The sequence below is a fragment of the Christensenellaceae bacterium genome (assembly GCA_031260975.1).
GTDB lineage: Bacteria > Bacillota > Clostridia > Christensenellales > UBA1242 > JAISKJ01.
This window is the reverse complement of sequence record JAISKJ010000003.1, coordinates 392313-405261: the sequence shown is the minus strand read 5'-3', so window position 1 is coordinate 405261 and position 12949 is coordinate 392313. Positions and strand designations below refer to the sequence as shown.

General features: G+C 39.5%; 12 protein-coding genes and 1 other RNA gene. 1 reads left to right on the top strand and 12 read right to left on the bottom strand.

All coding sequences use genetic code 11. The features are described from left to right. Window positions 1-108 precede the first annotated feature (108 nt). From LBN07_02535 to LBN07_02525, 3 genes are all read right to left on the bottom strand, one after another. Window positions 109-654, bottom strand: a complete 546-nt coding sequence (locus tag LBN07_02535) for a histidine phosphatase family protein (GenBank protein ID MDR0850343.1) — start codon at window positions 652-654, stop codon at window positions 109-111. 154 nt (window positions 655-808) lie between these two features. Then, on the bottom strand, window positions 809-2137 hold the full coding sequence (locus LBN07_02530) for a replication-associated recombination protein A (protein MDR0850342.1): 1329 nt from the start codon (window positions 2135-2137) through the stop codon (window positions 809-811). Between the two features lie 300 nt (window positions 2138-2437). Beyond that, window positions 2438-4018 (bottom strand): hypothetical protein, encoded by a 1581-nt coding sequence (locus tag LBN07_02525; protein MDR0850341.1) that lies wholly within the window; start codon window positions 4016-4018, stop codon window positions 2438-2440. A 184-nt stretch (window positions 4019-4202) separates the two neighbouring features. On the opposite strand from LBN07_02525, the gene rnpB reads away from it, so the two are divergent. Then, window positions 4203-4750, top strand: an RNA gene (rnpB, locus tag LBN07_02520) — RNase P RNA component class A. A gap of 68 nt (window positions 4751-4818) precedes the next feature. On the opposite strand, the gene LBN07_02515 is transcribed toward rnpB, so the two are convergent. The 9 genes from LBN07_02515 to LBN07_02475 all read right to left on the bottom strand — a co-directional run bounded on the left by LBN07_02515 (window position 4819) and on the right by LBN07_02475 (window position 12887). Continuing rightward, on the bottom strand, window positions 4819-5319 hold the full coding sequence (locus tag LBN07_02515; protein ID MDR0850340.1) for a nitroreductase family protein: 501 nt from the start codon (window positions 5317-5319) through the stop codon (window positions 4819-4821). Next, the gene (locus LBN07_02510; GenBank protein ID MDR0850339.1) at window positions 5282-5650 is read right to left on the bottom strand and encodes a hypothetical protein; all 369 of its coding nucleotides are present in this window, start codon (window positions 5648-5650) and stop codon (window positions 5282-5284) included. Before LBN07_02510 ends, LBN07_02515 begins: the two co-directional genes overlap by 38 nt. Window positions 5651-5758: 108 nt before the next feature. Continuing rightward, window positions 5759-6460 carry an RNA polymerase sporulation sigma factor SigK gene (sigK, locus tag LBN07_02505; GenBank protein MDR0850338.1) on the bottom strand — a complete coding sequence of 234 codons (702 nt, stop codon included), beginning with the start codon at window positions 6458-6460 and terminating at the stop codon, window positions 5759-5761. Window positions 6461-6669: 209 nt separating this feature from the next. Then, on the bottom strand, window positions 6670-7170 hold the full coding sequence (locus LBN07_02500) for a hypothetical protein (GenBank protein ID MDR0850337.1): 501 nt from the start codon (window positions 7168-7170) through the stop codon (window positions 6670-6672). Between the two features lie 48 nt (window positions 7171-7218). Beyond that, the gene (locus LBN07_02495; protein MDR0850336.1) at window positions 7219-8448 is read right to left on the bottom strand and encodes a U32 family peptidase; all 1230 of its coding nucleotides are present in this window, start codon (window positions 8446-8448) and stop codon (window positions 7219-7221) included. Between the two features lie 84 nt (window positions 8449-8532). Continuing rightward, window positions 8533-9180 carry an O-methyltransferase gene (locus LBN07_02490; protein ID MDR0850335.1) on the bottom strand — a complete coding sequence of 216 codons (648 nt, stop codon included), beginning with the start codon at window positions 9178-9180 and terminating at the stop codon, window positions 8533-8535. Between the two features lie 186 nt (window positions 9181-9366). Beyond that, window positions 9367-11130: a ribonuclease J gene (locus tag LBN07_02485; GenBank protein MDR0850334.1), complete on the bottom strand. Its 1764-nt coding sequence runs from the start codon at window positions 11128-11130 to the stop codon at window positions 9367-9369. Window positions 11131-11483: 353 nt separating this feature from the next. Then, a complete protein-coding gene (locus LBN07_02480) occupies window positions 11484-12425 on the bottom strand; it encodes a hypothetical protein (protein MDR0850333.1) in 942 nt (313 codons plus the stop codon). Between the two features lie 162 nt (window positions 12426-12587). After that, the gene (locus LBN07_02475) at window positions 12588-12887 is read right to left on the bottom strand and encodes a hypothetical protein (GenBank protein ID MDR0850332.1); all 300 of its coding nucleotides are present in this window, start codon (window positions 12885-12887) and stop codon (window positions 12588-12590) included. Window positions 12888-12949: the final 62 nt, after the last annotated feature.

Sequence of the window (12949 nt, the reverse complement as noted above, 5' to 3'; positions counted from 1 at the left end):
CCCCGTTGTCTTATCGATATAATAACATATTCATGTGTTTTTTCAAAATGTTTAACAATAAAAAATCCCTCACACACTCTGTGAAGGACTGTTAATTTTTATCGTTTTTCACAATTCAAATTCAAGTATGCCGGCGTTATCCTGCATATAATCAATATATTTGCCGCTTTTGGGTCTGCCCCAAAAGTAAGCACATACAGCACAGTTTGCAGCACCATGCCCTACAATTAAGATGATTTTATTGTGTTGATTTAGCTTCAGTTCATCCAAAAATTCAAAAACTCTGTCCTCAACCTCAAAAGCACTTTCCGCTCGCTCAAATTTTTGCAGTGCGTTTATATCATAAAAGGCACCAAAGTCAAATTCTCCATCCGTAAGCCCCTCAAATTCACCAAAGTCCCGCTCAATAATACGTACATCTTCCGTCACGCATCCTCCAAAACCGTTATACTGCAAAATTATTTCCGCAGTTCGCTTGGTACGCTTAAGAGGACTTGTATAAACTAAATCAAATTTTGCGTTTTGAAGCTTTATACCAAGTTCCTTTGCCTGTTCTTCACCTACTGCATTCAATTCTATATCCGATTGCCCCTGCTTTTTACCGAGCACATTCCATGCAGTCTGTCCGTGCCGCACCAATATAAGTTTATTCATAGCCACCTCACAGCCCATTTTATATAACTCCTGCCGCTTTGTCAATAGACTATTTAAAAATCTATTAAAAAGGGTTTGGAAAACTTACACTATTTAAAAATTAAATAAAAAACACTATCGTTTGAATAGTGTTTTTGTTAAAAGATAAAAAATATTATTTATTCCTTTCTTTCTTTCTGACAAGTCCCTTTTCTTTACCGTTGTTGCTGGGCTTATAATATACTCTGTCTTTCAAGCTGTTGGGCATATATTGCTGTTTGACATATCCGCCAAAGTCGTGCGGATATTTATAACTCTTACCTCTGTCAGCGCTCGTCTTGTCGCTCGGTGGCCATTTTACAAAATCAGTGCCGTCATCGTTGGTTGAAGGATGATTTTTGAGGTTATTTAAAACGCTGTCATCTTTGACATTTACAGCGTCATCAGCCGCTGCGTGCATAGCAAGATAAACCGAATTGGATTTTTCGGCCTCGCACGCATAAATTATTGCATGACTAAGATTTAGCAAGCACTCCGGCTGCCCCAATTTTTCACAAGATTGAAGAGCTGCACACGCTAAAAGCAGCGCGTTACTGTCAGCCATTCCTATATCCTCGCTGCAATGAGCAATCAACCGCCTTGCAATTATACGTTCGTCACAGCCGGCTTTAATTAGCCGCTGACTATAATATAGAGCTGCTTCAGTGTCACTGCCTCTGATACTTTTGCAAAAAGCGCTCAAAATATCAAAATATCCTGTTTCATCCAGAGATAATGCCTTTTTTTGTATGCTTTGCTCGGCAATTTCGCGGGTTATTACAATATTTTTTTGTTTATTTATGTTGGTTGTATTAACCGCCAGCTCCAGCGCATTAAGCGCCTGTCTCACATCGCCCGCAGCTGCCCACGCAAAATGTCTGAGCGCATTGTCCTCCACCTCAACCGGCAAATTTCCAAGCCCGTTTTTTTTATCGCTTATCGCACGCTGCATTGAGATTATCAAATCTGCCTCACTCAGCGGCTTAAATTCAAACACGCGACATCTTGAAACAATAGCCCTTGTCATTGAAGTATAAGGATTTTCGGTAGTGGAGCCTATAAAAATTATACTGCCCTCTTCAATCGCCTGCAAAACCGAATCACTCTGTGCTTTGCTCCAGCGGTGACACTCATCAAGCAAAAGATATGTTTGCTTGCCATAAAGATTAAAATCATGCTTAGCCTTGTCAATAACGGCCTTGGCGTCAGCAACACCTGATGATACTGCATTGAGTTTTCTAAACTCCCCTTTGCAGGTGGATGCAATAATATGAGCAAGTGTAGTCTTGCCTGTGCCGGGAGGGCCGTAAAAAATACAGCTGCCCAAAACTCCCGCTCTGATAGCCCTATCCAATAAATTATTCTTGCCCACAATATGCTGTTGACCAATAAAATCCTCAAGACTGTCGGGCCTCATACGTTCAGCCAAAGGGGGGCGCGCAAAGAAATCTGTAGTCATTTCCATATGATAATTATATCACAACTCAAGCAAAAAACAAACTGTTTGCCGTCATCATCAATTTTATACGATAAATATTTATGCTTATTATAGCATAAATATACACAGATAGAGACTACACGACCTAATTCTTTTTCGAACAAAATTACACCAAATTATGGTTTTTCAACATATTATATTTGACTTTCATTGAACGCGGATAGTAAAAATTATATACTTATAATTATTTTGTTCTAAATTTATAGAACAATAAAAATATATATTGTTTAAATAATCATTAATAATTATTTATATTTATGCATATCACTACATATCTATAACCGCATTGCTGTTTTGGGCCAGCAGCTTATAAGGCAAAAAACCTATATTATAATATTCCACACCATTATAAATAAATCCCTGCTCAATCCCCTGCTTTTTTATCTTCAGCGTTATGGGGTTTCCCTCGGCCTCAAACCGGATGGTTAAATCATCAAGCAACCATCTACGCTGCAAATTTATTTTTATACCATGCTCCAAAAACGACACTCCGGCAAATTGCCAAAGCAAATCAAAATAAGAGCCTACCAAATTATTATTTTTAACATACAATCCTTTTAGTGAATTTATATATTCAAACTTTGCCACATAAACCAGATTTCTAAATCCGTCAAAGTCTGACACAAGCTTTGGGTCATCAATAAATTTGCTGATAATCCGTTGTGGCAGCAGCAAATTTATCAGCCTGTCAAAGCTTATATTATTACTTTGCACACTTAGCGGTTTGAGGTTTTTATATTCGTTCCTAGCTTCAAAAAACAACTCCTCTCCACGCTCCAGATTTTGAACGGTCATAAACTCCTTTGAGCTCACAATATAGACATAAAAAACACTGCCGCCCCTGATTTTGGCCTTCATTTGCCCCTCAATGCCAAGCTTGGTGATATTCAGGTTTCTGAGCAGCCCGCAGCTTGTGCTATAATAGCACTCCACTTTATTTTTATAGTCAACAACTTTTATGCCACCCTTATGGGGCACAACTTTAGTATAACACGCCTCATCTTCACCTGTGCCCAGCCCCAAAAATATATTAAAGGTCACCTCTTTACTATCCTTGCCAAGATTAGATATTGCAAGCCGTTCTATCATATAACCCTTTTTAAAACTCGCAGTTCGCTTGCGGATTATAGTTATATCCCCTGATGACACTGACCCCTTATATATAAAGTCGTCATAATACTCCCGGTCGCAGTCCAAAGTCTTTGAGCCGATTTCAAACCAGATGCCCTCTCTTTTATTGGCAGCTGCTGAGGTATATATTTTATTTATATTAAATGCATTGACGGCAAACATAATCGCCGAGCTCAGAAACTCCGCCTGATGAATTTTGACCACACATTTTTCAAAGTTCATGCTTGCCGCCAAAATTAATATATCATTATAGAAAAAATTCCTTGTTCGCGACACAATCCGCCCAAAGTTTTGATGAATGGAGTTCTCCCTTATAATATTAGAACCGCTCTTTCTTCGTCCGTCAAAATTTATCACAATATTCGCAGAATACCCCGATTCCTCCAGACGCTTTAAAATTTTAAGCTCACCGCACAACGCCTTCAGATTTTTATGTCCCCCTATATCTATTTTATAAACAGGCAGCATCATGTTAAATCCGGCGTTCGCCAGAGCCTCCATATGAGCAGGCGTGTCGTCACCCAAAACCGGCATGTTATAAATTATTTTATTAAGCACACAAAGCTCGCTGGCGTTAAATAGCTTAGGGACACTCTTCCCCCTGCTACACCTTTTATCCTCTTTCACTATCCCACACAAAACATATTCCGGCCTAAACACCCATACCAGCAAAGCTATATAAAAGCAGGCAGAAATTATTAAAATTAAATATATCATAACCCAATTATTGCTAAAGTCTGCTTTTTTAAACCAAAACCAATTAAAAATACACATTTTTCACTTTTGGGCAACGTACGTTGCTAAACGATTCTGCATACCACAAAGTGGTCGAAGCCTTAGTAAAACAATATATATCCTCTCCCCATTGACAAACTGCTCATTTTTGTATATAATATATTCATTAGTTAGTCAGACGGTCGCGTGGCGGGTGTGATGCCCATCACGAGGAAAGTCCGGGCTTTATAGAACAGGGTGCTGGGTAACTCCCAGTGAGGGCGACCTTAAGGAAAGTGCAACAGAAATAAACCGCCACGAATATGTTTTTCAAAAATACAAGAGTTTTTGAGAAGAAGAAATTCAGCTGTAAGAGTAAAAAACTCAGGGCTCCCACAAAGTGCCAGCAAAGCACACTGCGTGGTTCCCCAAAAGTATCTGCCGGAAACTTTTTGGGAAAAAGGAGCAGTCGACAACAAAAGCGAAACTTTTGCGACAGCAAAATAAGCAAAGTTGTAGAGTTGCAACGTGGTAAGGATGGAAAGGCGGTGTAAGAGACCACCGGCCGGTTGGTGACAATCGGTGCTCTGTAAACCCCACCTAAAGCAAGATTAAAAGCATCGCATAAGGCTGTTCGTCTTGGTGCTTAAAAGTATCGCTAAAGCCATATGGCAACGTACGGCTTAGATAGATGACCGTTTAATACAGAACCCGGCTTATAGACTAATCTAATATAAAAAATAAATAACAACCAACATACGTTGGTTGTTAAAACAAACCGCCTTCCGCAGGTGGTTTGTTTTTTAAAATTTATTAAAACTCAAAACTTCTTCAAGTGATTTTTTGGGGGCTCTGGAACGCTCCAAGTACGTGTCGGCATATCCCAGAGATATAATACTCATAAGCTCATACTCCTTGGGAACGCTGAATATTTCAGCAATATCCGCCGAATAAGGACATCTGTATCCCGCTATCCAACAGGAGCCTATTCCATGACCTGTTGCCGCCAGCAGAATATTTTGAGTGGCGGCACTACAGTCCTCCACCACAAATTGATAAGTCTTTCCAAAAACCAAAACCGCTGCGGAGCAATGCGAAAGAAACTTCCCCCACGAGCTAAATTCGGCAATTTTATTTTTAATTGCTTTATCTGTAACTACAATAAAGCGCCATGGCTGCGTGTTACACGCACTCGGAGCAAGCCTGGCACAATCAATAATATCGTTCAAAACTTCTTTTGTTATCTTTTTTGACAGATATTTACGTTCACTCTTTCTCTGTTTTATGGCCTCTATCACTTCCATGACTCCTGCCTCCTTTAAAACTTGTGCTAAGATATCGGAACAAAAACGATGCGGCAAAGAAAACCAAAGCCACTGCCGTAGGAATCCAGAACAGCAAGGAAATGTTGTATATGATTGCAAACGCAATTATAAACATATAAATGCCGGCCGCAATAAGATTTATGCCATACCAGACTCTTAGAGCTTTGACATTATAGTCATGCTCAAACTTTTCCATTTCAATCCGGTCAATCTGGTCTTCTCTGACTACTTTCATAAACCCAAGATTAAATAGGTATATAATACCGATTAGACATATGCTTGCGGCGGCCAGAAACAGGAAAATCGCCATATTTCATCCCTCAGCCATATATTAGCACAAATTGTCGGTTTTTGGCAAGTAAAACGCGGCTTAAAAAACTCCGCCAATTTTGTGGCGAAGTTAGTATGTGACAGTTTTTTAGAAAAACAACTCTTGTTTCTTTATTTGAGCGCGTATGGTGGCAAGCGCCTTTTTTTCAAGTCTGCTTATATATGACCTTGATATACCAAGCCGGTCAGCAACCTCGCGTTGAGTATATGTAGGCTTGCCGCCAATACCAAAGCGCAGCTCCATAATCTGATATTCCCGTTCACTTAAGCTTTCTTTTATGATGCCGAGGAGCTTAACGGTCAGAATGTTATTTTCCACCTCCTCAATAACATCATGCTCAATGTCGGGAACGATATCCATAAGACACACCTCATTTCCCTCTTTGTCGCGGCTGAGCACTTCATTAAGCGCCAAAGTTGATTGATGTTTTTTGTTTACCCTCAAGAGCATAAGGATTTCATTTTCAATACATCTGGCAGCATAAGTGCTGAACTGTGTGTTCTTTCCATATTGAAAACTGTTGATAGCCTTAATAAGACCTATGGAGCCCACCGATATCAAATCATCGGCCTCTCCCGCTGTATTATATTTTTTTACTATATGCGCTACAAGTCTCAAGTTATGGCTTATCAAAATTTCTTTTGCCTTTTTGTCGCCCGCCCAAAACTTTTCAAAGTTCTCCTTTTCTGCTTCGGGATTCAAAGGCTTTGGAAAACATGATACATTATTGACAAACGCCGAAAAAAGCATAATTCTGTTCATGAACGTCATAAAACTTTCAACTATCATATACACCCCCAAATATGCCCTTTCAAAAGCATACAGAATGTATATGACAAAATTCATTCCTTGTTGCATGTCCAGAGATAATAAATCAGAAACTCCGTCTTCTATCATTAAAATGTTGACACATCACCACAAAAAAACACCCGTAATTATGAGTGTTTTTTTATCTGTAAATATGGGTTTTGGGCTTACTAAAAAACCTTACCAAGCTTTTATTGACCGCCTATATTTTTGCTTTCTTCTATTGCAGCTTTGGGAGAGCTTACATTTGAACCATACCCTTCTACAGGATTAACCCATTTGAATCCAGGTTCTTCTCTTTCTATTACATCGTCAGTTTTCCCAAAAAGGTCACGGTAATGTGCGTCCTCAATTATCTGTTCTGCAGTGGGATACATCCCTGACACATCAGATAAATTTATTCTCAAACTAAGAAAAGCATCTGAAAGATTATCTTTATGCATAAAACGTTCCGGCTCATAAAACCCCTCATGCTGTTTTGCAAACCTTTCTGTCTGAGCTTCAATTTGAGCAACAGTCACGCCGCTCTCAACCAATTCTTTTGCGGTTTTTGAAATGTTATCATAAGCCGCATTAGTAAATGCTTCTCTCAGCAGCAGTTCTATTTCCATACGCTCCTTAACCTCAGATGCAAGCGGCATTGGTTTTATATTTTTTTCGTCAAGTCTTTCAAGTTTTGTAGTTCTATACATGTTTTTTCCCTCCCATTATATTGAGTATAATCGTAAATTGACTAATTGTCAACCCCCTCCCGCTACCCTTTTTCTCAAAATATCCCCTGCCTTAAGCGATAATTTGGTTTTTAGCATCAGTTTTTCTTGCACAAGTTTGGCCATTTCAACTTCTTTGCCATTTAGATTTTTAATTTTTGTCACTTTAAACTTTTTATTGAAAGTATCATTAGGGCTGAGTATTTCTAATTCTTCACCAACCTCAAAGCGGTTGCGTTGCTGAACCAAAACAAATCCGTCTTTTCGGTCCTCTAAAACAAGCGCCATAAACTCATGCGTCTGAACAGGCATAGAACTTTCAAGACATTCTCTTTCTTCTTTAAATCTGTCTTTAAAATTAAATCCCGTAGTATACTGTCTGTGACTAGCTTTATATAACTCATCTTTCAGTGTTTTTATGGGTTTATAATTGATATCTTCTTTCATTTTATCAAGCACCCGCCTGTAGGCATTTGTTACCGTAGCCACATAATAAGGGGACTTCATTCTGCCTTCAATCTTAAATGAGGTCACTCCCACATCAATCAGAGCCCTCAAATGCTCAAGCATATTAAGGTCTTTACTATTGAGGATATACGTACCCCGCTCATCCTCTATTACATCATAAAAACTGCCCCTGCGTGATTTTTCGGATATACTATACTCCCATCTGCACGCCTGCACACACTGCCCTCGGTTGCTGTCTCTGCCCGAAAGATAATTGCTGAGTAAACACCTGCCCGAATAACTTATACACATAGCCCCATGAACAAAGGCTTCGAGTTCAACCTCGTTAGGAATATACTCCCTAATCTCTTTAATTTCGGTAATACTGAGCTCTCTGGCCAAAATTAGACGCTTAACCCCAAGGTCGGCAAAAAACTTGGCCGCATACTTATTGGTTATGTTGGCCTGAGTACTCACATGAATAGCAAGACCGGGCGCCGCCTCACGAATGCGACAAATAACACCGATATCAGCCGCAATCACAGCATCGGCACCGATTTTTTCAAGATATTTAATATATTCGTCAAGCCCGTTTAAATCATCATTGTGAGCAATAATATTGATTGTTATATAAGCCTTCACCCCGTGCCGGTGACAATATTTTATATATTCTTCAATCTCATCCGCCTCAAAATTATCACAAGAGGCCCTCAAACCATATTTTTTGCCGGCAAAATATACGGCATCCGCTCCAAAATATACGGCCGTCTTCAATTTCTCAGCATTCCCAGCAGGACTTAAAAGCTCCAACATTTACTCTCTTTCTCCTTTATAACTTAAATATTCGCATTTCACCTATGGGCTATTTTGTGAACCCTGACAGTGAAAACGAACAAATTAAACATTTTCACCACCAAACATTTTTACGCTTAGACTTATACCGTCCTCAATATCAAGCATGACACTTTCAAGCTGTGGATGCTGCGCAACCGCTTCATTAAACCTTTGCAGGTTTTTTACGATACTTCGTTTCTTGACAGGAGTTTCAATCTTGCCCTGTACCATACCCATAAAAAGTACGTCATCAGCAAACAGAACTCCGCCCACCGTCAAAAGGTCAACCAAATAAGGCAAAAACTTAATATACTGCGCTTTGGGGCCGTCTAAAAATATCAAATCAAACTTATCTTTGAGTGTCGGCAATATTTCAATAGCATCACCCATCTTCTGAATAATACTCCGTACCCCCCCCCCTGCGAATTTCTCAAAATTATCATAGGCCATTTCATAGAAATCTTCTTCTTTTTCTATAGTGACAAGCTCAGCGTCTTTATGTGCTCTCAGCATAATCAGACCCGAATATCCGATTGCTGTGCCAATTTCCAAAATTTTCTTAGGTTTTGTCATAGCAGTCACAGCAAAAAGCAGCTTTTCAGTCGACTGCTTTATAATTGGAATATAATTCTCTGCGGCAAAAAGGCGCAGGGGCCTCAACTCCTCCGCGCGCTTATTTACACTATTCAGATACTCTTCAGCATTTGTCATACGTATATTTTATTATAAACCAATCAGTTAGTCAATCAATTCTGCCCACAGCTATATTTGTTTTTTGTGAAATGCAAGCACTGCACAATTCATGTTTTTCTCTCAGAACAATAGAATTAATTAACTTCACACTAACTTGACCCTTTCTGAGCAACAATCTAAAATACTATCGCAGCCAAACCACATTTAAACATAATTCACAATAGTTATTATCATAGGACGGCGTTTTGTCTTTTTAAAGAAATACCCTGACGCTACTTTACGCACCGCCGCCTTAACTTCTGCCACGTCTAAGCCTTTCAGTTCCATTTTCTCAAGCTGACTGCGCAGTGCTTCCTTGGCTTCGCTTATAAGCTCACCTGCTTCTTCCTGATAAATAAACCCTCTCGAGATTATCTCAGGTCCGTTCTCAATTTCACCCGTACGGCTGGCTATACTCATAAACACCACACAAATACCCTCTTCACTGAGCACCTTACGGTCGCGTAACACCACACTTTCAGTGTCGCCTAAGCCAAAACCGTCAACAAGACGCTCACCGGCACGAACTTGACCTGCAAATTTCAAGAGATTTTGATTAACCTCAACACATGCTCCGATTGTAGGAACAATAATGTTGCGCTCTTGCATACCAAGCTCTATGGCCATTTCTTTGTGCACCTTGAGATGCTTATGTTCACCATGCACGGGCATAAAAAATTTGGGTTTGGTCAGGGCATGAATAAGCTTTAACTCATCCCTATAGGCATGCCCCGACACATGTACATCGGCAATTTCATTATATACTACATCACAGCCCATCATAACAAGATTATTAATGACATCATTTATAGCTTTTTCGTTGCCCGGAACAGCACTCGCCGAAATTATAATAGTGTCTCCGCTGCCGAGCTTAGCTTTGGGGAAGTTGTCAACCGAAAGTCTATAAAGCGCACTGGTTTCCTGCCCCTGACTGCCTGTTAGAATAACCAACACTTCGCTATCCTTATACTTATCTATATTTTCTATTTCGCAGATAAGTTTTTTATCATATTTCATTTCACCGATTTTAGTGGCAATATCCAGAGTATCAATCATACTTCGGCCCAGCACAAAAATCTTTCGGCCGGTTTTGGTGGCAAGGTCAATAGCCTGCTGCATTCGGTGCACATTTGAAGCAAATGCTGTGATAAAAATACGCTTGTCCTTATGCTTCATAAACAGTGTTTCAAACGTCTTGCCAATCTCGCGCTCGCTCATCGAAAATCCGTCGCGTTCAACATTGGTGCTTTCACACAAAAGCAGCAATACTCCCTTCTTTCCTAGCTCAGCAAGTCTCGCAAGATCCATGCGCTCCTGCCCCACAGGGGTCAGGTCAATCTTAAAATCACCCGAGTGAATAACTGTGCCCACCGGGGTGAAAACAGCCAACATCATTGAACCCGGAATTGAATGGGTAACTTGAATAAACTCCACCTTAAATTTGCCAGCGGCAATAACCGAGCCCGCTTCAACGCTTTTTGCGGTATATTTTATGGGGTGCTCCCTAAGCTTTCTTTCAGCAAGACCCATAGTTAGCCTGCTTCCGTAAATCGGTACATTTAACTGCGGCAAAATATACGGCAGTGAACCGATGTGGTCCTCGTGCCCGTGTGTAATAAATATACCTCTTACCTTTGATTTACGCTCAACCAAGTAGGATATATCCTGCACAACGCAGTCTATACCCAACATATCATTGTCAGGAAAGCCCATTCCGCTGTCAATAATTATGATATCGTCGCCATATTCCAGCGCAGTCATGTTCTTGCCCACTTCGCCGACACCGCCCAGAAATATTACCTTAAGATTATCCTTTGCGGGTTCGTTTCTTTTAAAATTATCCTGCCCTCTATTTTGTCCTCTTCTGCCGACAGCATTATTTAGCATATTGTTTTGAGTGATTATGCCCTCACTTTGTTCATTTGTCATATTTTCTCCTTAAAAATTATATGGCTATCCTATTTACTAAATCAATAAACAAAATTTTTTATAGCCAGCCATAGATTATTTTCATGGCCATTTAATTGTCAAAAAAGATTGTCTCAATTAAATATCCATTTAAAATTATAATAATAGGAATTTGAGCTCAAAAAGCGAAAATACGCTACTTGAGGCCAATAATCCCAAAACATCAAAAAGACACTAAAACACCTAAAGAGGCGTTTTTATCTTTTGAATCTTCTGATTTTTATAAAATCATATATCTTAAAACCACAAAAAACCTCATGGTTGTTAAAATCAATTTAACTTAGTTTAACACAAATTACAAAAAAGTCAAGCACTTAGACAATCTTTTTAAGCCGAACAATTCCGTCCTGCTCTTCCATACGTTTGGGCTCACATACAATCCCTTGGGTAACATAAAACTTCATACCCTGACCCGTAAAGTATTCTACCATATTAGACACAGTAAACACAAATGTAGTCAGAGGTATTGTTATGACCATTGCAATAAGTAAAGTAAACAAACCAAAAAACAGGTTTATCGAAAACATAATAAGTACCAACACCAGATTGGTTGAAAAGATTTTAAGAAACCGTCTTGACACAGTCCCCATACTTTTTCTAAGTGCCTTAAAGGGCCCGATATCCAAAATTAGCATTGCAGGCATCCAACAGCTGAACAGCGTATCTTTAAGAGCCAGCGTAACAATGGTCATGAGTATAATAAGGAAAGCCGCAAAAATGAGACCTATTCCGCCTATAGCCAACAAATGTAATATGCCGTATACTTCGAGGATTACTATTATATTAACAGGCAGCAAAAGCAGAAGTTTTGTCAGCTGCAACAGGCAGGACTTACCTACCTTTCCTATAAAACTGCGCGTAAAGCCGTATTTTGTCTGGCTGGACATATATCCATATAACACTTCACCTATAGCAAGCTCGGCAAGGCCAAAGCAAAACGGTATGATAATAAACAGCATGAGCATAATTAAAACATAATGAAAAGCAAACATGTCAACATTGGAGCTGAGCACACTAAAGGCCTTTGAAAAAGCGTTGTCGGTCTGCGTGGCCACTGACGAGCCCGTAAACACTGAGTTTATCATATTGAGCAGGTCCTGAAACACACCTGCACTTTTAAGTGCGTCAAAGACCGGGGACACAGCAAAATAAAGCACCGTAAACAGCACCGCAGCACAAATAATATAATAAAGCAGTAATTTCCATACTGCCGAAAAGTTTGCCATAACTATTTTGACTGTGTTTAAAAACGTCATGAATACTCCCGGAACCCAAGCATTTTAAAGCATTTTTTAAAGAGGTTCCTTTATATATAATACTACAATTGCAATATTTTGGCAAACAAAAAGCACTCCAAACGGAGTGCTTTTTAAAGAAGTTATAAGGTTGACTGTTTTTTTGGAGAGCGGTTATGTTTTTTATTGTTCGTCATGGTCTTGATTCTTCTCAGAAGCCTTTTCCCCCGTCTCATCTTTAGTGAACCCATCCAGCTTGTCTTTCAGGTCATCTTTAATCTGACCCTTAAGTTCATCGGTGTCAATGGTCTCGGCGCGTTTCACCACGCCCAGCACCACTAAAACCGCCATAATAACTGATGCTATGTCTATCAGAATATTGACATCAATGTCAAATCCCAAAAAACCACAAACAAACTGGACTATACTCACAGCCATTGCGGCAATAGTTATAGTTACACCATACTTTAAAGTGCTTTTCATTTTCTACCCTCCTTTAAGTGCTTTTGCACTTCCTTAAATTTCAAAAATCATAGGATAAGAGG

Excerpts from the sequence above, each read along its gene's own strand:
- LBN07_02535 (MDR0850343.1), bottom strand. The coding sequence starts at position 654 with ATGAATAAACTTATATTGGTGCGGCACGGACAGACTGCATGGAATGTG.
- LBN07_02530 (MDR0850342.1), bottom strand. The coding sequence starts at position 2,137 with ATGGAAATGACTACAGATTTCTTTGCGCGCCCCCCTTTGGCTGAACGT.
- LBN07_02525 (MDR0850341.1), bottom strand. The coding sequence starts at position 4,018 with ATGATATATTTAATTTTAATAATTTCTGCCTGCTTTTATATAGCTTTG.
- LBN07_02515 (MDR0850340.1), bottom strand. The coding sequence starts at position 5,319 with ATGGAAGTGATAGAGGCCATAAAACAGAGAAAGAGTGAACGTAAATAT.
- LBN07_02510 (MDR0850339.1), bottom strand. The coding sequence starts at position 5,650 with ATGGCGATTTTCCTGTTTCTGGCCGCCGCAAGCATATGTCTAATCGGT.
- sigK (MDR0850338.1), bottom strand. The coding sequence starts at position 6,460 with ATGATAGTTGAAAGTTTTATGACGTTCATGAACAGAATTATGCTTTTT.
- LBN07_02500 (MDR0850337.1), bottom strand. The coding sequence starts at position 7,170 with ATGTATAGAACTACAAAACTTGAAAGACTTGACGAAAAAAATATAAAA.
- LBN07_02495 (MDR0850336.1), bottom strand. The coding sequence starts at position 8,448 with ATGTTGGAGCTTTTAAGTCCTGCTGGGAATGCTGAGAAATTGAAGACG.
- LBN07_02490 (MDR0850335.1), bottom strand. The coding sequence starts at position 9,180 with ATGACAAATGCTGAAGAGTATCTGAATAGTGTAAATAAGCGCGCGGAG.
- LBN07_02485 (MDR0850334.1), bottom strand. The coding sequence starts at position 11,130 with ATGACAAATGAACAAAGTGAGGGCATAATCACTCAAAACAATATGCTA.
- LBN07_02480 (MDR0850333.1), bottom strand. The coding sequence starts at position 12,425 with ATGACGTTTTTAAACACAGTCAAAATAGTTATGGCAAACTTTTCGGCA.
- LBN07_02475 (MDR0850332.1), bottom strand. The coding sequence starts at position 12,887 with ATGAAAAGCACTTTAAAGTATGGTGTAACTATAACTATTGCCGCAATG.